General features: G+C 42.0%; 21 protein-coding genes. 12 read left to right on the top strand and 9 right to left on the bottom strand.

Annotated elements, in window-relative coordinates:
• The first annotated feature begins 184 nt into the window (after nt 1–184).
• Nucleotides 185–394, top strand: coding sequence for a hypothetical protein (locus tag BMX95_RS10815; RefSeq protein ID WP_081204467.1), 210 nt, complete (start codon nt 185–187; stop codon nt 392–394).
• A 31-nt stretch (nt 395–425) separates the two neighbouring features.
• Here the strand turns inward: BMX95_RS10815 and BMX95_RS10810 are convergent, their stop codons facing one another.
• The 4 genes from BMX95_RS10810 to BMX95_RS10795 all read right to left on the bottom strand — a co-directional run bounded on the left by BMX95_RS10810 (nt 426) and on the right by BMX95_RS10795 (nt 4272).
• The gene (locus BMX95_RS10810; protein WP_081204466.1) at nt 426–1250 is read right to left on the bottom strand and encodes a hypothetical protein; all 825 of its coding nucleotides are present in this window, start codon (nt 1248–1250) and stop codon (nt 426–428) included.
• A 48-nt stretch (nt 1251–1298) separates the two neighbouring features.
• Nucleotides 1299–1961, bottom strand: coding sequence for a hypothetical protein (locus BMX95_RS10805; RefSeq protein ID WP_133054086.1), 663 nt, complete (start codon nt 1959–1961; stop codon nt 1299–1301).
• 130 nt (nt 1962–2091) lie between these two features.
• Nucleotides 2092–3561 (bottom strand): sensor histidine kinase, encoded by a 1470-nt coding sequence (locus BMX95_RS10800; protein WP_081204464.1) that lies wholly within the window; start codon nt 3559–3561, stop codon nt 2092–2094.
• Nucleotides 3562–4272: a response regulator transcription factor gene (locus tag BMX95_RS10795; RefSeq protein ID WP_081204463.1), complete on the bottom strand. Its 711-nt coding sequence runs from the start codon at nt 4270–4272 to the stop codon at nt 3562–3564.
• A 122-nt stretch (nt 4273–4394) separates the two neighbouring features.
• Between BMX95_RS10795 and BMX95_RS10790 the strand changes: the two genes are divergently transcribed.
• The 9 genes from BMX95_RS10790 to BMX95_RS10750 all read left to right on the top strand — a co-directional run bounded on the left by BMX95_RS10790 (nt 4395) and on the right by BMX95_RS10750 (nt 12938).
• Nucleotides 4395–5693 (top strand): spondin domain-containing protein, encoded by a 1299-nt coding sequence (locus tag BMX95_RS10790; protein WP_081204462.1) that lies wholly within the window; start codon nt 4395–4397, stop codon nt 5691–5693.
• Nucleotides 5694–5710: 17 nt separating this feature from the next.
• Entirely contained in the window at nt 5711–5932 is a 222-nt protein-coding gene (locus tag BMX95_RS10785; protein WP_081204461.1) for a hypothetical protein, read from the top strand.
• A gap of 577 nt (nt 5933–6509) precedes the next feature.
• Nucleotides 6510–7685 (top strand): ergothioneine biosynthesis protein EgtB, encoded by a 1176-nt coding sequence (gene egtB, locus BMX95_RS10780; RefSeq protein WP_081204603.1) that lies wholly within the window; start codon nt 6510–6512, stop codon nt 7683–7685.
• 39 nt (nt 7686–7724) lie between these two features.
• Nucleotides 7725–8732 carry an L-histidine N(alpha)-methyltransferase gene (locus tag BMX95_RS10775; protein WP_081204460.1) on the top strand — a complete coding sequence of 336 codons (1008 nt, stop codon included), beginning with the start codon at nt 7725–7727 and terminating at the stop codon, nt 8730–8732.
• 78 nt (nt 8733–8810) lie between these two features.
• On the top strand, nt 8811–9665 hold the full coding sequence (locus BMX95_RS10770; RefSeq protein WP_081204459.1) for a helix-turn-helix transcriptional regulator: 855 nt from the start codon (nt 8811–8813) through the stop codon (nt 9663–9665).
• Between the two features lie 113 nt (nt 9666–9778).
• Nucleotides 9779–10315: a DUF417 family protein gene (locus BMX95_RS10765; RefSeq protein WP_081204458.1), complete on the top strand. Its 537-nt coding sequence runs from the start codon at nt 9779–9781 to the stop codon at nt 10313–10315.
• 94 nt (nt 10316–10409) lie between these two features.
• Complete coding sequence (locus BMX95_RS10760; RefSeq protein WP_081204457.1) at nt 10410–10961, top strand: TetR/AcrR family transcriptional regulator; 552 nt, start codon at nt 10410–10412, stop codon at nt 10959–10961.
• Nucleotides 10962–11046: 85 nt separating this feature from the next.
• The gene (locus BMX95_RS10755) at nt 11047–11589 is read left to right on the top strand and encodes a TetR/AcrR family transcriptional regulator (RefSeq protein ID WP_081204456.1); all 543 of its coding nucleotides are present in this window, start codon (nt 11047–11049) and stop codon (nt 11587–11589) included.
• A 344-nt stretch (nt 11590–11933) separates the two neighbouring features.
• Nucleotides 11934–12938 carry a helix-turn-helix domain-containing protein gene (locus BMX95_RS10750; RefSeq protein ID WP_165759108.1) on the top strand — a complete coding sequence of 335 codons (1005 nt, stop codon included), beginning with the start codon at nt 11934–11936 and terminating at the stop codon, nt 12936–12938.
• On the opposite strand, the gene BMX95_RS10745 is transcribed toward BMX95_RS10750, so the two are convergent.
• The 5 genes from BMX95_RS10745 to BMX95_RS10725 form a co-directional block, all read right to left on the bottom strand.
• A complete protein-coding gene (locus tag BMX95_RS10745) occupies nt 12883–14157 on the bottom strand; it encodes a hypothetical protein (protein ID WP_081204454.1) in 1275 nt (424 codons plus the stop codon). The genes BMX95_RS10750 and BMX95_RS10745 overlap by 56 nt on opposite strands.
• 34 nt (nt 14158–14191) lie before the next feature.
• Complete coding sequence (locus tag BMX95_RS10740) at nt 14192–15760, bottom strand: hypothetical protein (RefSeq protein WP_081204453.1); 1569 nt, start codon at nt 15758–15760, stop codon at nt 14192–14194.
• Nucleotides 15761–15793: 33 nt separating this feature from the next.
• Entirely contained in the window at nt 15794–17038 is a 1245-nt protein-coding gene (locus tag BMX95_RS10735) for a hypothetical protein (RefSeq protein WP_090519381.1), read from the bottom strand.
• A gap of 6 nt (nt 17039–17044) precedes the next feature.
• On the bottom strand, nt 17045–18073 hold the full coding sequence (locus tag BMX95_RS34935; RefSeq protein ID WP_165759107.1) for a hypothetical protein: 1029 nt from the start codon (nt 18071–18073) through the stop codon (nt 17045–17047).
• 361 nt (nt 18074–18434) lie between these two features.
• Nucleotides 18435–19577 (bottom strand): DEAD/DEAH box helicase, encoded by a 1143-nt coding sequence (locus BMX95_RS10725; RefSeq protein WP_081204449.1) that lies wholly within the window; start codon nt 19575–19577, stop codon nt 18435–18437.
• Nucleotides 19578–19764: 187 nt separating this feature from the next.
• Here BMX95_RS10725 and BMX95_RS10720 point away from each other — a divergent pair, with 187 nt between their 5' ends.
• Nucleotides 19765–20178 (top strand): OsmC family peroxiredoxin, encoded by a 414-nt coding sequence (locus BMX95_RS10720; RefSeq protein WP_081204448.1) that lies wholly within the window; start codon nt 19765–19767, stop codon nt 20176–20178.
• 40 nt (nt 20179–20218) lie between these two features.
• Complete coding sequence (locus BMX95_RS10715) at nt 20219–21073, top strand: helix-turn-helix domain-containing protein (protein ID WP_081204447.1); 855 nt, start codon at nt 20219–20221, stop codon at nt 21071–21073.
• Nucleotides 21074–21139: the final 66 nt, after the last annotated feature.

Raw genomic sequence — 21139 nt, 5'->3', positions numbered from 1 at the left:
TAAGTTTATTTCCTTTCAGGTTAAAATCAGGTTCAACGGGTGTGCCAATCTTTAAGACCTTACAGGTCAACCGTTTTCGGAATAAGCATTTCCTATAACTGTACGAAAGCGAACAGCCCGATGTACGGATTCGTGTAGTCCCGCACTTTTCGGTACTGTCATTTTTTTTTGTTAACTTCCTGTTATGTCAAAATTTAAAGATGTAGTGGTAACACTATCAAAAAAGCATCCCGAAACCGGCGAAACAGTGCCGGCCGGACACACCTATGTAATTGGTGTATTAGGCAATAAAAAGAAATGGTATGAAATTGAATCCGAGTTATTAAACAAACTGTCAAACGAAGATCTGCAAAAGGAGCTGTTTAAGATATTGCACCCGCAGACACATCATTAACTGCAGGCAACTATGTTTTGTCTGCGGACTTTCATCGTTTAAAGTTTTTGCAATTGATTATTTCGGTCTTAATGCTTTTATCCTTTAGCCAATCCAAATCTGTCAAATGAGCTTGTGTGTCAAACGAAAGCTCTTTTAAATATTTCATTTCATTAATTGGCAATAGATTTTCAATCATCAGTTGTCGTACCCTTATAAAAGAAAGCTTTTCTATTTTACCAATATTTGGCAAGTCAACAAAATTCTTTGTCCCACCAAGTAAAAAATGTAATTCCTTCAAATTACATAAAGGAGTCAAAAAGTCAAGGCTTTTTAAGGTTTGCATAGAAAATGTGAGATTTTGAAGCCAGGGCATTTGTCCAATTACCTCGATGTCTTTGGGTTTGTCAAAAACAAATAATTTTTTTAAAGCCGTTTGCCGAATAATTGGCTTTAAAGACACTTTATGAGTACCTATAGCCAATACTTCCAACCTCAAATACTCATTAATTTTTTCAATCTCATCTGTTCGGAATAAGTCTGCTGTTAAATTTTTTAAGTTTGGAAGTTTGGATAAGAAGTTTAAGTTATTAAACACACCGTATCCGTTCATCACTACTCGTAAGAAAATATTTTGACGGGAAGATAATAGAAGCTCGTTTATGTAATTAAGTGTTTTGTCGTTTAGTTTGTCACCTGCAAATTGAATTTGAGTGAACTTTTCTGCGCCAAGTATCAAGTCGCAGTCTTCTTTGGTAAGATCATAATAAATATTAAGAACGCCACCAATTGTAAGCGCGAAGTTGTCAGTATAAACAGGTGTAGCCGAAGTAAGAGCTGGACTACTTTCAATCATTTGTCTAACGGAATATTTCATAATAAGCTTGCTAACAACGTTATATTTTTTATATTATAAAGGTTAATATTACATGCCGTTGCTAATGCGAATTGTCCTTAAATAATACTTTGAATTAGTAATAAAATTCTTATTCAGCGAATCATTTCTTTTTGTTAATAGCTCATACTTAAAGTCAACAATATTGCCTTTAATGGTCGTTGACGCTAATAATTTTTTTGAATATTGATTTTTCAAAGTATCATAAAGATCTATGACAATTATTGAAAAGTACCTATCGCCGATTTTCTCCACTGTATCTGACTTGATCTTGTAAGTGTCCGGATCGCTTATTGTATTCTGCTTCTTTGCAAAGTGTTGTTGAAATATTGAATTACTATCTGTATTGTTATAAAATGGGAAATAGCCGGAATGTACAATAGTAAATCGTTCTACTGAGTCTTTAGGCTCTCCTCTCCAATAAAATCCCGATTCCTGAAATATTTTTAAGCTTTTGGGTTGTAAGCGATATTTTATTTCGTCACAGGGCTTGCCACAATCAGAATAATGTGTCCAAATAAAAGTTGTGTCGTAGCGGCTCGGAATTGAAAATGTAATACTACCTAAACTGTCAACAAGTTTTATTACTTTAATTGACGACTTTTCAGGAGGCAATTGATTTGTGTCTGCCTGGGAATAATAATTACAGCTAGCAATAATCGAGAAAGATATTATAAATAAAATAGTTTTCATAAATAGCATATAGCAGTTCGGTATTGCTTGCAGGCGACTCATTGCGCTGCTGTCAACAATATATTCCGCTATTATACGGCACTTTTAACAAAAAGCAATAATACGTTGGAAAAAAATACCATGAATTTATTCATATAGCTTGTAACTCAAAATTGAAAGTTGTTCCTTTACCGGGCTCACTGGCTACTATAATGGATGCCTGATGCAACTCCAGGATTTTCTTTACGATTGCCAGGCCAATACCCATACCCTTCGACTCTGCAGACCTGGGGTGGATCTGTTTGTACCGTTCAAATATGTGCGCCAGGTTTTCGGGAGAGATCCCTACCCCGGTATCTGTCACCGCCACTTTTATGCCGGCATTGGTTTCTGATAATAGAATAGTGATGCTGCCACCGACAGGTGTAAACTTAAATGCATTGTCCAGCAGGTTTTGCAGCACCCGTTCTGTAAGTGAAATATCTGCAAAAACAAGCGGTAAATTATCAGGGGCCTGAATGTTGAGCCAGATCTTCTTCTCCTCAGCTTTCAGCTGGTAAGCCATCATAATGTCTGCTGCCAGTTCTGCAATCAGGAATGGCTCTTTTTCCGGCGTTATCAGATTTGCCTCCAGTTTGGCGTACTGAAAGAGTTGCTCTACCAGTACAGACAATTTGCGATTACTGTCATATACGATCGTCAGGTATTTTTCCCTGTCTGCTGCTGTCAGCCCGTCCTTTTTCATCATCAGCGTTTCAACATATCCCTGCATGATGGATAAAGGCGTACGAAGATCGTGTGATACATTCGCGATCAGCTCCTGCCGAAACTTGTCTGTGGCAGAGATCTTGTCAATGTTATCAACTATAACATCTGCCATTTCATTAAAGGTAGAAGTAAGCATGCCCAGGTTACCCTTTTTATATCCTTCTATCCGTGCAGCATAATCGCCTTCCTTAAAACGTTTAACTACCCCGGCTATATGGCAAATACTATCTGTTATAAGGAAAAAAGTAACAATGCCTACGATAAACGCCACTACAAGGGCCGCATAAAACATATAGCTGGCCAGCCGCAGGTATAAGTTATTATCCAAGGACTGCAGAATGGCTTTTTGTTTTTCACTGGCCAGCACGGCGTATACATATCCCACTAACCGGCCTTTTTCATAAACCGGGGCTGCAGAAAAGATGCTGGGATCACCGGGTTGTTTGGGATTATCACCCATGGGGCGCTGCATCCTGGGGGCTGCAATCCACTGTTTTACTTTGGCAATATTCACCTGGTGGATCTGCACCGTTTTGTCGGGCACTACATAGTCTTTAATATTACCTGCCGTATCCAGCAGATATACTTCAACACTGGGATTGGCCACCATGGTAGAATGTATGATATCATGCGTTACGGTAGTATCAGGTTTGCCATTTTTAAAGGGCTGGGTAAAAGTAGCCAGGTGCTGAGCTATATCGCCATATAATTCCTGGTGGGCAGCAGTATAATATGACCTGCTGAATTTTGAGGCAATGACTACAAACACAATTCCCAATACGATCAATAGTATTGTGAACACAGCCGTGATCTTCCAGAATAACCTGTTCCCGTGGATTGTTCGTACTGACATTTATAACTCCTCGTTAAACCTGTAGCCTACGCCCCAGGTGGTTAAAATAAATTTTGGGTTGGACACATCCTCTTCGATCTTCGCCCGTAACCGGTTAATGTGGCTGTTCACCGTATGCTCATAGCCTTCAAAATCATATCCCCACACCAGGTTGAGCAGCCGCTTGCGGCTATAACTTTTACCGGGGTTCGATGCCAGCAGCGTGATCAGTTCAAACTCTTTGGGCGACAGGTCGACCCGGTTGTTATTGAGCGTTACCTTTCTTTTATCGAGATCTATTTCAAGACCATTACAATTTATTACAGCAGATGCCGGAGTGGGGTCTGTTTCGATAGCAAACTCTTCGCTTCTGCGGAAGATAACTTTTACCCGGGCAATGAATTCGCGAATGCTGAAAGGTTTGGTGAGGTAATCATCAGCACCGGTTTCCAGGCCCATCACTTTATCAATTTCTTCACTTCTGGCGGTAAGCATAATTATGGGCGTTTGCCGGTCTGTTTGTCGTATTTTCCGGCAGATCTCCATACCATTCAACCCGGGTAAAGTAATGTCGAGTATAATAAGATGGAAATGGCCTTCCTTTGCCGACGCCAATCCTTTCAGTCCATCACCTTCAGCCGCCACTTTGCAACCCAGGTCGTGCAGATGTATGCGCAGCAGTTCCACTATGTTTGGATCATCTTCGATGATCAATACAGTTTTATTATCCATAATGATAGCTGCAAAGTTGATAAATAAAACACAGGAATAGTCACCGTGATACTTTTGTTATAATTCCGCGACACCTATGGGATACTGTTTCTTTTGTTTTGTGGTATTAAAACATACCACAAATGAAATATAACTTATTAAAAACGTGTACGTTATTCGCCTCTGTATTATCTCTGGCCGCCTGTAAAAAAGATAATGATGCGCCTCCTGGCCAGGCTGCCACCATTACCATTGAAAATGTGCTGGACAGCAAACCACTGGTGGAAACCGGTACTTTCCAGGGAACCGGTAACCCACCTGTTATCCTGCCCGGCCAGTCAACCACCTTTACTTTCTCAGCAGCTAAAAACCAGCGGCTCACCTTTGCCACTATGTATGGCTGGAGCAATGACCTGTTCTTTGCGCCTGATAATCCGGGTATCAAATTGTACAACGATGATGGTTCACCCATTACGGGCGATGTCTCTGCACAAATAAAACTTTGGGACAATGGCACGCGGGTAAATCAGGTACCAGGTTCAGCGGTTGTTCACCCCGGCACCCTGGAAAAAGCCACTAAAAGTATCAAAGAAGTAAATGGAACGGATGATTATGGTAATACCTACCTGGCTGCGTCAAAGCTGATGCAGGTGTCCCTTGCTTACAATGGCAACTCAGTATTTACGGCAACCATCACCAACAAATCGGGCGGAACAGCCAATGAAACGCCATTCAGTCCGGGCGTTTGGACCATTTCGTATGTAGCTGGCGGTAACCAGTTATTGCCAGAAGCCATCTACTCAAATGGCAAGCCATCCGCAAACGGCCTTACCAATATTGCAGAAATGGGCGACAACGCCGCACTGAATACGTACCTGATGAGTAAAACAGGCATCTTCACACCATTGTCCCCCGTGTTGGTAGTTGTATATAATGGCCAGCAGAATCCATTTTTTATGACCGGAGAGAATGACCGTGGTGAAGGATTGAAAGACCTGGCGCAAAAAGGCAATGGCGATATACTCGCTGCTGCCCTGAAATCAAAACAAGGGGTAAAAGCGGTGTATGTACTGAAAGACGCCGCCAACACTGTGTTGCTCCCCCGCATCGATGGCGCGAACGGCGGAAAAGTATCGCAGGCTTTATCGGTTGTTAAAGGGGATAGAATTGCTATTGCCACCATGTATGGATTTTCGAACGATTGGTTCTTTGCCACTTCAGGCAATGACTGGGATGCTACGCAGAAAGGCGATCTTTCTACAGCTATTGGTTTGTATGATGATGGTACTGCTATTAATCAATTCCCCGGTGCCGGCATCACGCAATTCAACCTGGCAGGTACTCCGCTCAGTGAATCAAAGGCAATTCAGGCCGTGCCCAATCCTAATGGTTTTACTACGCTGCCAGCCAACAACAACATCATCAAAGTAACAATTCAATAACAAACAAATAAAGAAATATGAAATCAATCAGCAAGGTATTTGCGGCCACCGTTATTCTGTTGAACCTTTCACTGGCCAGTCAGGCGCAGGACAAAAAACAGGACCCGGAAAAACCCAAAAAAGAGAAGAAGATGAAGCTTAAAGAACATGTATGTACCCAGGCCTGTCATGATAGCGGCAAACATGTGTATGCACATGGAGAAAAAGGACATGTGTGTACGGATGCCTGTAAAAAATAGATGAAAAGAAAATACGAAGGCGGGGACATTGTCTCCGCCTTTGTATTTCATCTCTTAAGAACAGTACAAGACTCTATTTACTTACAGTGCTGAATGGACCATCCAGGATGCCTCAAGAGTATAGAATAAATTAAAATTTACTAACAATACAGACAAGTTTGTTTTATTATTGTTACTCGCTTTTAAGATGCCTGGCAACCAACAGACCCGGGTAAATGTGCATGAAATATTTCATTTTCATTGGAAAAATAGTGTTTAACTATCAATGGTTCTTATATTTACACTTTATGAGATTCAGGAAGATAAATTATATATTTTACAAAACAGACTTGTCTGTATTGGTTTAGATTTTATATCTTTGATCCAACGAAAATAAATTGGTTAGAAAGTTAACTATTTCTAAAGGAGTCCATTTCGGAATATACAGCAGATTAGGGCGTGAATGGATCAAATTAGGGTGGCAAGGGGAAACTGCAGGAAAGTAGCCAGTTTTTTCAACATCAATAAAACAAACCTGTTTGTTTTAAATCTGACAGATCAGCTTATATGTTCAATCGTAAAAATAAATATAATCATAATGAAACTCTTGGTGACAAAAGACGAGTTGATCAATCGATACAAGCAGGTACGTATGAATAGTGAACAGATTTGCAGCCCGCTTCAAGCCGAAGACTATGTGGTTCAACCGGTGCAGGAAGTAAGTCCGCCTAAATGGCACCTTGGACATACAACGTGGTTCTTTGAAACCTTTATTTTAAAATTTCATGCACCGGGTTACCGGCTTTTTGACCCGCAATACAATTATGTATTCAACAGCTATTACGAATCGGTGGGTGCCAGGGTCATCCGCACAAATCGTGGCAATCTGAGCCGTCCTACCGTAAAAGACATTTACAGGTATCGAAAATATGTGGACAACGCAATGGTGGAATTTATAGGTAAATGTTCACTAACATCTGAGCTTATCCACCTGATAATCCTGGGCTTTAATCATGAAGAGCAACACCAGGAGTTACTGTATACCGATATCAAGTACATTTTAGGTCACAATCCACTTTTCCCGCCCTATTCAACTGAAAAATTGGAGATGACATCGCAACCGGGGCGAACAACTAAAATGATGGTGATTCCGGAGGGTATTTATGAAACAGGCTACGAGGGTGATGGCTTCTGCTGGGACAATGAACTTGCGAGACATAAGGTATACCTGAATGTATTTGAAATTTCAGACAGTCTTGTTACCAATGAAGAATATTTGGAGTTCATGGAAGACGGTGGGTATGAACAGTTTCAACATTGGCATTCAGAAGGATGGGACTGGGTAAAAAAGCAGCACATCCATGCACCGATGTACTGGCACAGGGAAGATGGTCAGTGGATGAACTATACATTTAATGGATTGCAACCTGTGAATAAAGAAGAGCCTGTTTGCCATATAAATTTCTTTGAAGCGGCGGCATTTGCCACCTGGAAGGGCTTGCGGCTGCCAACTGAATTTGAATGGGAAGTGGCATCACTGCTATTCGAATGGGGAAAGCGTTGGGAATGGACACAGAGCGCCTACCTGCCCTACCCCCATTTTTCAAAAGCCCCAGGCGCACTCGGTGAGTATAATGGTAAGTTCATGGTTAATCAACATGTCCTCAGAGGCGCTTCAATAGCAACACCGGCAGGCCATAGCCGCAGAACTTACCGCAACTTTTTTCCCACAAATCAAAGATGGCAGTTTACCGGGATAAGGTTGGCAAAATAATACGGCCCCGGTAGCTGGTCTTAATAATAATTTGAACCAATGACAAACATCAAAACTGTATACAGGCCCGTGAGTAAGACAACACAGGCTAATGAGCGGTCGACATTTTATAAGGATGTTATAGCAGGTTTGCGGGCGGAGCAAAAATACCTGCAGTCAAAATATTTTTATAATGCCAAAGGCGACCGCCTGTTCCAGGAGATCATGCGGTGTGAAGAATATTATCCCTTCAGCTCGGAGTTGGAAATATTCAGTCAGCGTACCGCTGAACTGGTTACAGCGATCACAGATCAAACCGGAAGTTTTGACCTGATTGAACTCGGCGCCGGAGATTGTACGAAGTCGGGATACCTGCTGAAAGAACTGTTGAAAAGGCAGGTTGAGTTTACTTATATGCCCATCGACATATCGGCAAATATTATCAGTTATCTCGTAGGTAAATTACCGATAGCTGTGCCAGGCGTGCAGGTGATGGGGCTACATGGAGAGTATGGTGAAATGCTTGCAAAAGCATCAGCCCTGTCTTGCCGCCGCAAGGTAATATTGTTCCTGGGTTCTAATCTTGGTAATATGTTGCCTGACCAGGCCCTCGCATTTAGCCGCACTTTACGTAGTCATTTACAGCAGAAAGATATGGTGATAGTTGGACTGGATCTAAAAAAAGACCCACGCACAATATTAGCTGCCTATAACGACAAGGCAGGAATTACGAAACAGTTCAATTTAAATTTACTGGAAAGGATCAATAAAGAATTGAAAGCAGACTTCGATCTCACAAATTTTGCGCATTATCCTACGTATGATCCTGTAACAGGGTCTTGCAAGAGTTACTTAATAAGTCAGTCAGACCAGGTGGTACAAATAACAAACAAAGGTAGTTTCGAAAAGATCCACTTTAAAAAGGGAGAGGCTATATATATGGAAGTGTCCCAAAAATACACTACCAGTGAAATCGATCAGATGGCCATGAAGGCGGGTTTTAAAACGGCTGCTCAATTTTATGACAGTAAAGCCTGGTTTGTAGACACTCTTTGGGAAGCTATTTAATAAAAAAACCGGCACCGCTATTAGAATGGACAGCGGAGAAATAAAGTCGATTTAAATAAATAATGGTTATTGTATTACATGAAGCACCAGATCTTTAACGACCAAACAAAAGCACTTTTTAGAATGGTATATGATGAAGCCACACTGGACCGGAACTTTTATGGCAGAGATCATAAAGAGAAATTATTGACCATTGCCTGGAACCGGGGAGCAGATCAAAATATCACCATAGATAAGGACGTCTTCATCTTTCCGGCAAATACCATACACTGCCTGATGGTCAGTGAAACATTTCAGTTGGAACAACCTCAAAATATCGTCGCATGGCAATTTAGCCGTGAATTTTACTGCATAGTAGACCATGATAAAGAAGTCAGTTGCGTAGGTTTCATCTTTTTTGGTCCTCCCAAAAAGATGTTTATACAACTGGCAGAAAATGACCGCAGACAAGTTGAAACGATTTTACAAATGTGTCAGGATGAATTTGAAAACCGGGATCGCATACAAGGTGACATGATGCAAGTCCTGCTAAAACAACTCATTATAATTGTGACCAGGCTGGCAAAGCAGCAGTACATCAATAAAGATTCACTTCCGACAGATAAATTTGATATTATTCGTAAATATAACATTCTCGTTGAAACGCATTATAAAAATCAGCATCAGGTAAAATTCTATGCTGAGCAGCTCTTCAAATCACCAAAAACTCTTTCAAATTTATTTGCCTTATACAACCATAAAAGCCCCCTGTTGATAATTCAGGACAGACTTCTCATGGAAGCCAAACGGTTATTATATTATACAGATAAGACTGCCAAAGAGATCGGTTATGATCTTGGTTTTGAAGACGCAGCACATTTTAGCAGATTTTTTAAAAGTCGTAGCGGACAATCTCCAACTGAATTTAAAAAAATAAATTTTACAAGAAGCTAAACCACGAGTTCTTATTTTCTCGGGAAATATCACCAATTCTTCGGGCTATTCATACATGTTTCGCAAGTGGATTTCATTGGACCTTTGAGGCCTCAATAATTAAATAAAAAAACATGAAAACAGCTTCAACTTTAACAGAAAAACAAAAAGTCTCTGCAAATCAAATGACATCCGCGCAAACTCCTTTAATTAAATTAGCAACCTGGGTAAATAACCGCAACATTCCTTTTTTAATTACAAGTATTGGTATGATTGTAATGCTCCTTTGGGCAGGCGCTTATAAGATGACAGTACCAGGAGCTGATGGCATTGTGCCGTTAGTAACCAACAGCCCTTTAATTAGCTGGCAATTTAAATTATTCGGCAGGTACATTGGGTCCGATTTGATCGGTCTTACAGAAATCATTGCCGCCATATTTATGATCATTGGATATTTTAAGCCTAAAGCAGGTGTAATCGGTGGGCTGATAGCTATGGTAATGTTCTTTGTGACCAGTACAATGGTGATTACCACACCTGATGCTATTATATCAGTTAATGGAATTGGCTACATGAGCTTCCTTGGATTGTTCTTATTTAAAGATGTCATTTCTTTGGGCGTTGCCTTCTACCTAATCAGCTATTTCGGCGAAAAAGCTATTCAACAATAATAAGACAGATTCCGAAATGCAACATATATTTAAAAAACCATAACCAACTATACAGACTTGTCTGTTTGCCAATTTATTTACTATCTTTGAGGGCATGCAGAAGGATAGAAAAAATGCTGTTCGCCAAACTATCATAGATACGGCTACAAGGCTGTTTTACAAGCAGGGGTATGTGAATACGGGCATCAACCAGATCATTGAAGAATCAGGAGTTGTGAAATCGACGCTGTATGCTACGTTTCGTACCAAAGAAGATATCCTGATGGAATATCTGATTAGCTCCGGTGCATCGACTGATGCGGCTTTGAAGGCAGCTTCGGATAAAGGTAAAGACCCCAAAGCAAAAGTCTTGGCTGTCTTCGATTACCTGATCGACCTGGTACAGGAAAAAGAATACTATGGCTGTAATTTTTTGAATATTATTTCCGAAATACCTGCAGAGGCAGAAAGAGTGATCAAACAGATTCAAAAGCAAAAGAATGGCGTTAGAACGCTTTTTTTCACCATCCTGGAACCGATAGGGAAAGAAGATCTCGCCGATAATATATATGTATTATTTGAAGGCGCGCTCATTGCCAATAAAGTGCATCATAAAGTATGGCCAGTTGAAAGCGCCAAAAAAATAGCTGCTAAAATACTGTCTTAAAAATTATTCGCGAAAAGGCGAATTTTTTTTAGCCATATCAATACAGACTTGTCTGTTTTTATTATTTTACTTTACCTTTGAATGTATGAATCGTCACCAGGCCAGAAAAGCGATAATGACAGCAGCTTCCCAGTTATTTTATAAGCAGGGCTATTCAAATACTGGTATAAATCAAATCATTGACGAAGCAAAAATTGCAAAAGCCACCTTGTATAAACATTTTCAATCTAAAGAGGATTTGCTAATAGCGTATCTGGAGGAGACAGGAGTAACAACCATGGAAGGTTTGAATAAGGCTTCCCAGAAAGGCAAAACACCGTTAGATAAAATTCTGGCTATTTTCGATCATTTATTGGAGTTGGTCGGTCGTACGGATTTTTGCGGATGCAATTTTTTGAATATCGTATATGAAATGCCAGATGGCGAGGAAAGAATACGACTACAGATCAAAAAGCAAAAAGATGACGTCAGAGAACTTTTCTGCAGCATCCTGGGATCATCTGAAGAAAAGGAGGAACTAGCCAATGAAATATACACGCTATTCGAAGGTGCTTTAATCGCTCACAAGATTCATAAGGAAATCTGGCCGCTCGTTTCGGCAAAAAATTCAATTCGAAAATTGATTTAATTTTTGAAATACTCTAAAAACAGAGTGGTCTGTTTATAACCATGCCACCAATTTTCTAAAACCCGCCGTCCCTTGCTGATCTAATTCTCAGATAAGTTCTGGGCACGAAGCCTCGTAAATCGGAAGATTTGCAAGTTTTTTTGTTATAGGCAAAGATACCCACGTCAAAACGTGGGTATCTTTTTGTGAACCGGATTAAATTATTTATCCCCGGCTTACAGGTGGCCAATAACGGCATTGTGTATGTTAAATACACAAAAATGTATGTCGCTGATACTAATCTCTGCTTACATTGCTTTGTAATAATCCAAATCCTTAATCCACCCAAACCGGAACATCAAAGCATGGGGTTAGCATTGTATCGTGATAACCTAACCGCTTTTGTCAAAGCAATAGCGAATGAATTTATGCCTTATGTCCATACCAAACGAATATCGCTTATATATAATACAACCGATGTTCGTGGAAAACATTTGTTTGAGGCAAACAAGTTGCGGAAAATATGCCTTAATTTATTACACCATGCCCTGGAATGTACGCCGCCCGGAGGGTTCATCACCGTACAATTGACCTTGCAATACGTAGACGCCGATACCGATCTACTCATTATAAAAATAACCAATACCAAAACAGCGCAATCGAACGATAAGCCTCCCTTTACGTTCGACTGGTATTACCCATCGGTAAAAGAATTGATAGCAGTGCTGAACGGCTATATTGAAGTTAGCAGTAACCTGCTCGAAAAAGGAACCGCTTTTACCCTGCAATTGCTGGTAGTAAAAGCCAGGAAAAGCATTAAAACAGGCTTAAAAAAGAAAGCAGATGATCGTACTACCAAACTATTCAATGCGCGTGAATTAAATTTACGAATAAATAATATCCTGACCCGTCAGCGACAACTGCGCAAGTGTTACCATAGTCAGTTAACCCAACCGGGTAAGCAGGAGCAGGAAGAAGAAAAACCAAACCTTTTTTTGAAACAGGTTTACCAGTTCATAGAACAACACCTGGACGATCCCTGTTTTTCCGTCGACAAATTGGCTGCCGGGGTAGCCGTAAGTACCCGTTCCCTGAGCCGGAAACTGAACGTTATCGCTGGGATCTCCGCCCATACTATGATCAAACATTACCGGTTAAAAAAAGCTGCTGAATTCCTTAAAAGCGGGCATTGTGTTGAGGAAGTCGCCTGGAAGGTTGGTTTTGAAACCAGGAACTATTTCAGCACTGCTTTTAAAAATTTCTATGGTTTATCGCCTACGGAATATGTAAAAAAAAGCAGGGTTGAATATGCTTTTATACCACTTGTTCCAATGGATAATATTCCGGAAAAACCTTCGGATCTCTGTTAGCTATCGGACTTTTATGGGCAACGTAATTGATCGTACTCGGATGATCGGTGGCTTCTTTATTGTCACTGTCCGTTTTTAAAAATATATAATTCGCAACGGAGGGTTGCAGAACACTATATCCTTCTTCACCTTTCCCCAACGAAACGCTCTGCATAAAATTGGTCTCGCTTTGCGCACCGCTGCTCTGTGGGTTGAGGGTCTCACCTTTTTTTAAATGTCCTCCCACTGATGGCACGCTCTTATCGAAAAACGGACTTTTAAAATTGGTATCTCCCAAATAGTTAGTAACCGTGATATTCGTCTTTGCAACTGTTTTAGCGTAATTGACAAAAGCGGCATTAGTCTTCTCTACTTCCCCTGTTGTTTTGATAAATTTATTTGGAATATGAACAATAAGCGACCTGTAGCGCTTGCCGTCTTCCGTTTTGTAATCTACAGCAGCACAGGTTATATATTCGTCATTTCGATCAACTTTTACTTCAGACACGCTATACGCTTTCTCCAGGTCACGCCTCACATAATAGGTCATATTCTGCTTATGGTCCTTTGTCCCCCCGCCAGTGTATCCCTGGAAAAAATCCATCTTCTTATACCCGAGTTCAATAGATTTAGTTTCTTTCTCTGTTTTGGAAGCAAGAGAAGATTTTTTTTCTTTTTTTCCATCTTTCATAGGCACTTCCGTTTTGAAGGTAAAAGAGTTCTGTTCTTCTTTTCCTTCGATGACTGCAATTACGTGGGGAACTGTTTTGTTTTTAAACAATGCCTGGATTTGCTCTTCAAAGTCCGTGGATACCTCAGTCCTCGATTGGCGGGAATCCATTGCGGCAATATCCTTGTCGGATACGTCGGCCATTGAATTTCCCGTCATACGCTGTCCGGGAGGGCCTGTCAACATTTGCGATTGCCAGGCTTTGCCAAAATTCCTGGATGCCTCACGTGAAAAAACTCCAATAACGCTGAAATATTCCCTGTCGTCAACAGCCATAGCCGTATGTTCTGCGTTCGCCAGGTTTCTTTCACTGTGTTTCAGCAGCGAACCTAAATCGTTAACGCTGTTGGTACGTACAAAACCCAGTTCGCTATAAGAACGTAACATCTTAAGGCCATCTGCTGACCCGGATTTGTTTACATTCGAGTCAGCAGATTTCTTTTTAATTTTATAAGGCGCTACTTTTTTAAGCCCCTTTTTTTCTTCCTTGTTTTTTACAGCCCCTGGCATCTTTTCCTGTATATTAAGTACATTATCAAATTGCTTATCCTTCCAACGAAAATGCTGAGATTATATATTCTGCCGCAGCAGCAGGATTGAATGGCGTTATGGCGATGGTAACTACATTCCACCCCAGCACCAGGTAGTCGTGAAAATTAGCAGATCGCAGGTCATAATTTCTTAAATCCAGTTGATTGATGTTGTTTGAAGACCCCTGCCCTTCCAGGTCCATAACATTGATCACTGTTTGATTACCGTTGACGTTACAGGTTAAAACAATGTTCCCACTTCCCGCCCCTATCCAATGTTTCAGGATCAAAGCATATTGGGTAGTTACGTCGGCCACTTTAAACCCTATATTTAAAATTGCTCCCGTTCCTGTATAACCGGCCGGAAACGCTGCCGACATTCCAGCGCCAAATCCCTGGCCTGTGACCAACAGATCATTCCCCCTCGATCGTATTTTAAAATTTGTTGCCGCATTAACAGGCGGTATGTCGAACAGATTGCTTTGAAAACTTACTCCCAGGCCCTTGCGGTCACCTTCCAGCAATGGCACCAGCGCATATTGACCAAGATCCATTGGCGTTGACTGCGCCATCGTGTTGTTATATCCCGCGGTCAATGAGGTTACCAGGGTTGCTTCGCCATTTCCGGAAGGAGGTGTCATTAAATGGGAGGCCTGCACCACAGTCACGTTGTGCTGAAATGACAAGGTTTCAAAAGAAGTTAAACTATTGGGAAAAGTTACCAGCCATTCTGCTGCCATCGTAAAATCAAGCCCAAAAAGTGACAGGTCACTGGGAGGAAGAAGAATGTTCTGGTTATTTGTTCCCCCGCTGTCGGAAGGACCATAATACAAGAGACGGGCCGCAACATCTTCAGGTAATAGAATGTTAGAACCCGAACCCGCTTCATTATAATCAAATATATTCCACGGGTAAGTTTGTCCCCAATTCCATTGGATGTATTCACCTGAAAAATCATCACTTGTTTGATCGAGATTTTGTATAAAGGAGTAGGCAGACCAATCTTTCACACTCATCTCATTCCCGGAGGTCGCCTGACGGTTAGTATCATTGGCCATACCTACAGTATTCGAGTGTGATTGCGAGTTCTCCCAACTATGGGAATAACTGACCCCTAATGAACCCATTGGCAATTCATCAAAAAAACCTAATGAGAGGTCAACGCCAAATGTGTTGACATTCGACGAACTGGAACCGGATGTGGTTTGATTTGTTTGAGAACTGGAAGATCCGGTAGAGAGATTCGTGCTTTGCTCAACGTTTGCGTTGATAGTTTTTGGAAAGATCTTTTTGAGGATAATTTCTGTGCCTGCATTGCTTACTTCTGTTATACCCGATTGAACATTTATCAGGATCGGGTAATTATTAAAACCGTCTGTTTGGTAATTGCCACCTGGTTCCCATCCGGATCCACCTACCTGAAGCCGGTGCTTTACTGTTACGGAATAGGTATTGGATACGGTTAGATTCTTTGTGTCCAGTAATTTGAAGATCTTATAAGTTACAACATCCACCCCTATCTTGTTTTGGGCGTTGTCGAGAATATCATAGACTTCTTCTTTGATAAAATAGTCATTAACCATAAAAAGTGATTTTAAGTTTGTTAGCTTGTTTGTTTATGGTCTTTCATAGATATGTACATTCGGGGCGTTTCTTGTTTTGCCATCCTGTCCGTTTAAACCGTTCACACCGTCTTCACCGGCTAATGAATGCGTAAGACCGCCATCGTCGTAAAACATCCCATGCATACCTGCCGCACCTCCCTTTCCTCCTTTGCCACCATCACCGCCTTTGCCTCCGGGAGAGGCAAAGGTTTCGATTTCAAATACAGTCGATTTCTGATGAGGGACCGACACAAAAACATCGCAGGTCAATCCCCCGTTGCCACCTCTTCCGCCATTGCCACCGCTGCCTCCGTGCCCCCCATTGCCCCCGGCGAAGCCTTTTATAAGGCCAAAGGGTGTTATCAATCCAGAGGCGCCTTCACCGCCCTTTCCGCCGGCGCCACCTACATCACCAATAGCTCCCGGAAAGCCGGGTGCTGCGCCTGCCCTTATTTTGATGCCCTGTTTTTGAAAGCCTTCCAGTTCACCGAACCGGAGATCTGACAGGAAAAGCATAGCCCCGTTGGCACCTGCAGATCCATCAGCGCCCCTACTGCCATCGCCTCCTTTTTGTCCATTGCAGGCATCTGAGGCTTCGCTTACCCGTATGCCCAATGGTGTGGAACTTTGCTTTAGTGGTTCACCAGCTGCACCATCATGACCATTATTATTGAACTGTTTCATTGGCATCGTACGAGAGGCGATGCTATGTTGTACCAGGGAAGAACTGCCTAGTTCTATCACAGCCTGGTTATCGCCTATGATATTTCCGATCGCTTTTAAACAATTCAGGATAAAAACATTGCCTTTCACTACAAGCTTACTTTGAGCATGCAGGGCCAACCTGTTTATCGTCAGGTGTAAATAAATTTCAGCCCCATCAGTATTCCAGGGAAATTCATCGGCATGAGCGCTCAGATCAACCACTTCATGAGGAGCAATGAACAATTCATCTATCGTCATCACTTTTACCGATACGGGGAAATGCCTTCGATGAGCGGCACGATCTTCTTCGGGAAAGACGCCATTCCCGAATATATAAGCCTCTGCCCTGTCGTGCTCCCCTATGCCTAACCGTGACCGCGGAGAGGTTAGTAATGCATCGAAGCAAACAGCATTACGCCATACACGTTCTGCGGCTGCAACAGGACCAAAAAAATGCCTGGCTTCTTCAACCGTAGGAATACGCAGGTAGCGTACGGTGTTACGGGCGTTCAGGTTTGCCCGGTTTTGTAATGCTATAATGCTGCTGTCCATAATTGATCAGTTAGAAACGGTGACATTAATTACAGGCACACTGCCGTTGGATCCACTGATACCATTGCCACCCTGGCTTCCGGCAGTACCTTTAGAACCGGAGGTTCCGTCGTGGCCATGTTTTTCACCCGTTCCTCCGCTTCCGGCCGCACCACCGTTACCGCCAGTTCCACCAGCGCCTAATTGGCCGCCGCTACCGGGTATTGGAGTAGTTGATAAGTTATTTTTATCGGCCTGAGTGGCTACAGTGATTGTCACTGGATTATTTGAGGGGCTGCCATTTCCTCCGTTGCCACCTTGTCCGCCAATACCACCCGCGCCACCGTTACCGCCGGTGCCGCCGTTGTGATGCTGGCTGCAATCCGTGCTGCTTGAGTTGCCGCCGGTTCCACCCGTTCCACCTGTGCCACCGGTGCCTCCCGTACCTCCGTTGCCACCGGAGCCTCCCTGCGCAAGAATGGTGAAGAGGTCGCTGCCGCTCAATTGAATAGTTCCGAGGTTAAGGTTTGATACAGGTGTAGCCCCGCCATTTACTCCATTTCCGCCGCTTAATCCATTTCCCCCGGTATTTCCGGTGCCTCCCGGCTTACCACTGTTACCGGATTCTGATTGTCCGTTTTGGCCATTGGTTCCTGGTCCGCCATTTGCACCATTGGTACCTGCAGTTCCGGCGGCGCCTACTACAAGTATCTGGTAATCGTTTTTAGTACTTGGAGTTACCAACTGTGTAGTGTTGGCATTAATTACCAACTGCACATAAGAAGTAATGCTTCCGCCATCGAACACTATGGTGTCGCAGGTAATAACTTGCGGCAAACCGTAATAGACCATGTCAGTATTGATGGTTACGCTGCTTGTGCTTAAATACTCTACATAAAAAGGCAAATAGTCTTGCACTTTTTGATTGTCCGGCAAAGAGGCATTCATTTTTTCCAGGCCGCTTTTACCTAAATACTTTAAGCAGTCTTGCTCGGTGGTAAGTTGTACAATTTGGCCTGCTGGATTTTGGGGAATAAGTTCGCTTTGCATTTTCATAGTTACAATTTCTCCTACTCGTTAGGCTTTTCGGTTTGGGGCCCCTACAGCGGATGCTTCTGTAGGCAAGCATAATTTTAGTATTTGCGGTGGGGAAGTTTATTTTACCGCTGTTGTAAAGGTTGCTGTAATACGCCCAAAACGCGTTTGTTTTCCGGCCAAAAAGGATTGATTTTCGGCCATATTTTTTGGCTGTTGGAGATAGTATGCTGTTTATATTATGTGATATCGCATGAGACCTTTCAATGCATAGCCAAATGCCTTGGGTTAGGGGCATAAAAAAACCATCCGTCGTTTGACGAATGGTTATCTTGAATTATTTCCAAAGTCTACAGTAAGATCAATATTGAGGCGGTAATCATTAAAAGCCCTGCAGATTAATATCGTCACTTTCCAGTATCTCTACTTTTTTCCCCATCTTTTTCTGAATGATGCCAAAATGATGCTGGTCTTCAGGACATATCAGGGAAATAGCCCTGCCCGAAACCCCTGCCCTGCCGGTACGGCCGATGCGGTGAATATAATCTTTGGGGGAACGTGGCAGCTCGTAGTTAATGACGATGGGCAATTGTGGAATATCAATACCCCGCGAAGCAAGATCAGACGCTACCAGTACCCGCAGCTTTCCTGCTTTGAAGCGTTGCAGCTTTTCAAGACGGCCAGTCTGGCTCAAGTGACCGTGCAAAGAAGCTGCCTGTATACCATTTTTGATAAGCTTTCCGGTAAGGTTATCTGCCGTTCTTATGGCAGAAGTAAACACCAGCACCTGCTGCATACCTTCATTCTTGATCAGATAGCGTAAAAGCGGCCCCTTACGCGCTGCGGTTACATGATAGGCAAGTTGTTCAATCAGTTCAATGTTCTGTTCTTCTTCTGTCACCTCAATCGTTACCGGCTGGTGCAGCAGGTGACGTTGCATATCTTTAATATCATCACTGGCAGTGGCAGAGAACAACAGGTTCTGGCGTTTGGCCGGTAGCAGCTGAAACACCTTATCCATCTCTTCCTTAAAGCCCAGGTTCAGCATTTGATCAGCCTCATCCAGCACCAGTATATCTACTTGTGACAAGTGCACGGCTTTATGATCTATCAGATCAAGCAACCGGCCCGGTGTAGCTATTAATATTTCGATGCCATGTAAGGTCATCATTTGCGGATTGATGGAAACACCGCCATACACCGCCATAGTTTTTATTTTATTGGGCAGGTGAGCACAGAAGGTTTTATAAACATCATTTACCTGTATAGCCAGCTCACGGGTGGGTACCATTACCAGTACCCGCACGTGCCTGTCTTTCTTTTCTACCCGGCGCTGGCACAATTCCAGTATAGGCAGTACATAACCGGCAGTTTTGCCAGAACCGGTTTTAGATATGCCGAGTATATCCTTTCCCTGTAAGATAGCAGGAATAGCCTGCTGCTGCACAGGCGTAGGCTGTGTAAATGATTGCTCGCCTATTGCCTTTAATAACGGGGCAGATAAACCCAATGCGGAAAATGCCATCTTCTTTTTTGCGCAAAACTATACTATCTTGTCTAATAAAATGAAGCAACTGGTGCCAGCTATCCGGAAACCTTCCATTTATTTGAACCAAATTGCCCAATAATTGGCCTGATTCACAAAATCCTTCGATTTTTTGTTTTGCAATTTTGCATTGTCAATAATGACAGTAAAATTCAAAAAGTAAAAAATGAAGCGAACAGCAAAAGCACATTGGGCAGGTAGTATAAAAGAAGGCAAAGGCGAATTAACCACACAAAGCGAAGTTTTAAACCACACCAACTACAGTTTTAAAACCCGTTTTACCGGAGAAGAAAAAGGCACAAATCCAGAAGAGTTACTGGCAGCAGCCCACGCCGGATGTTTTACAATGGCAGTTAGTTTTGCATTGACGGGAAAAGGATTAAATCCAACTTTATTGGATACGGAAGCCATTGTATCAATGGATGCGGCGGGAATTACGGCTGTGCATCTCTCTATAACCGGTAATGTACCGGGTATCAGCGCGGAGGAATTTGAAGCCATCACGAAGCAGGCCGAACAGAATTGTTTAATTTCCAAAGTATTGAATTTACCCATCAGTTCCGAAGCACATCTTAGATAGTAAATTTGCATTCTCATTCTATATTTTTCTAAATTTGGAAATGGTTATAGACTATAAGAAATTTGACTTATTTGGAAAATCATTCATACAAAAAGTGGTATTAAAACCTCCATTTGAGTTTGCTTTTCCTGTTGCAGAGCAAGCTTGCTTTTTGTATATGTTAGAAGGTGAAATGCAATATCAATCTCATGACGATCATATCCATATCCCTACCAATCATTCAGTGTTGCTAAACTGCATCAACTCCGGGAAACAAATACAGGATATAAGCGCTAAGAGCAAAGGGGAAATTGTGATCGTTACTTTTCATCCGGACATACTAAAGAAAATTTATGAAAGAGAACTTCCTTTGGTATTTCAGCCAGGTAATAAAGTGAGCAATCAGTCATGGGGAAAAATAAACAATGACTTTTTGATTCAAAAATATATTGAAGGGCTTCTCTTTTATTTTGAAAACCCCTCTTTGGTAAATGATGAAATTTTGATTTTAAAATTGAAGGAAATAATCCTTTTATTATCACAGACACAGAATGCTGAAACCATACAGGTCATATTATCTCAACTCTTTTCGCCAACCACCTATACATTTAAACAAATTATAGAAGCCAATTTGTTTTTACAGGTTAGCGTGGAAGATCTGGCGCAAAAAGTCAACTTAAGCGTTTCTTCTTTCAAAAGAGAATTTAAAAAGCTGTACAACGATTCCCCTGCCAATTATATTAAAAACAAAAGGCTGGAAAGAGCTGTCGAACTGCTTAGGATTTCTGATGCTCGTATAACGGACATCGCTTTTGAATGCGGCTTTAATGATCTGGCTAATTTTACTAAAAGTTTTCATGATAGATACAACACCACACCTACAAATCACCGTTTAGAACTTAACAAAAAGCAATAGTGGATACACGCGCCTGGCGTCCCGCAAAAAGCATACTTAAAATTTACGTTTTAAGTATGCTTTTTT

Origin of the sequence: Niastella yeongjuensis (assembly GCF_900110245.1) — a bacterium.
GTDB lineage: Bacteria > Bacteroidota > Bacteroidia > Chitinophagales > Chitinophagaceae > Niastella > Niastella yeongjuensis.
This window is presented reverse-complemented; position numbering and strand designations above follow the sequence as displayed.

Bases quoted from the DNA above. Each gene is read 5' to 3' on its own strand.
- BMX95_RS10815 (WP_081204467.1), top strand. From the start codon at position 185: ATGTCAAAATTTAAAGATGTAGTGGTAACACTATCAAAAAAGCATCCC.
- BMX95_RS10810 (WP_081204466.1), bottom strand. From the start codon at position 1,250: ATGAAATATTCCGTTAGACAAATGATTGAAAGTAGTCCAGCTCTTACT.
- BMX95_RS10805 (WP_133054086.1), bottom strand. From the start codon at position 1,961: ATGAAAACTATTTTATTTATAATATCTTTCTCGATTATTGCTAGCTGT.
- BMX95_RS10800 (WP_081204464.1), bottom strand. From the start codon at position 3,561: ATGTCAGTACGAACAATCCACGGGAACAGGTTATTCTGGAAGATCACG.
- BMX95_RS10795 (WP_081204463.1), bottom strand. From the start codon at position 4,272: ATGGATAATAAAACTGTATTGATCATCGAAGATGATCCAAACATAGTG.
- BMX95_RS10790 (WP_081204462.1), top strand. From the start codon at position 4,395: ATGAAATATAACTTATTAAAAACGTGTACGTTATTCGCCTCTGTATTA.
- BMX95_RS10785 (WP_081204461.1), top strand. From the start codon at position 5,711: ATGAAATCAATCAGCAAGGTATTTGCGGCCACCGTTATTCTGTTGAAC.
- egtB (WP_081204603.1), top strand. From the start codon at position 6,510: ATGAAACTCTTGGTGACAAAAGACGAGTTGATCAATCGATACAAGCAG.
- BMX95_RS10775 (WP_081204460.1), top strand. From the start codon at position 7,725: ATGACAAACATCAAAACTGTATACAGGCCCGTGAGTAAGACAACACAG.
- BMX95_RS10770 (WP_081204459.1), top strand. From the start codon at position 8,811: ATGAAGCACCAGATCTTTAACGACCAAACAAAAGCACTTTTTAGAATG.
- BMX95_RS10765 (WP_081204458.1), top strand. From the start codon at position 9,779: ATGAAAACAGCTTCAACTTTAACAGAAAAACAAAAAGTCTCTGCAAAT.
- BMX95_RS10760 (WP_081204457.1), top strand. From the start codon at position 10,410: ATGCAGAAGGATAGAAAAAATGCTGTTCGCCAAACTATCATAGATACG.
- BMX95_RS10755 (WP_081204456.1), top strand. From the start codon at position 11,047: ATGAATCGTCACCAGGCCAGAAAAGCGATAATGACAGCAGCTTCCCAG.
- BMX95_RS10750 (WP_165759108.1), top strand. From the start codon at position 11,934: ATGGGGTTAGCATTGTATCGTGATAACCTAACCGCTTTTGTCAAAGCA.
- BMX95_RS10745 (WP_081204454.1), bottom strand. From the start codon at position 14,157: ATGCCAGGGGCTGTAAAAAACAAGGAAGAAAAAAAGGGGCTTAAAAAA.
- BMX95_RS10740 (WP_081204453.1), bottom strand. From the start codon at position 15,760: ATGGTTAATGACTATTTTATCAAAGAAGAAGTCTATGATATTCTCGAC.
- BMX95_RS10735 (WP_090519381.1), bottom strand. From the start codon at position 17,038: ATGGACAGCAGCATTATAGCATTACAAAACCGGGCAAACCTGAACGCC.
- BMX95_RS34935 (WP_165759107.1), bottom strand. From the start codon at position 18,073: ATGAAAATGCAAAGCGAACTTATTCCCCAAAATCCAGCAGGCCAAATT.
- BMX95_RS10725 (WP_081204449.1), bottom strand. From the start codon at position 19,577: ATGGCATTTTCCGCATTGGGTTTATCTGCCCCGTTATTAAAGGCAATA.
- BMX95_RS10720 (WP_081204448.1), top strand. From the start codon at position 19,765: ATGAAGCGAACAGCAAAAGCACATTGGGCAGGTAGTATAAAAGAAGGC.
- BMX95_RS10715 (WP_081204447.1), top strand. From the start codon at position 20,219: ATGGTTATAGACTATAAGAAATTTGACTTATTTGGAAAATCATTCATA.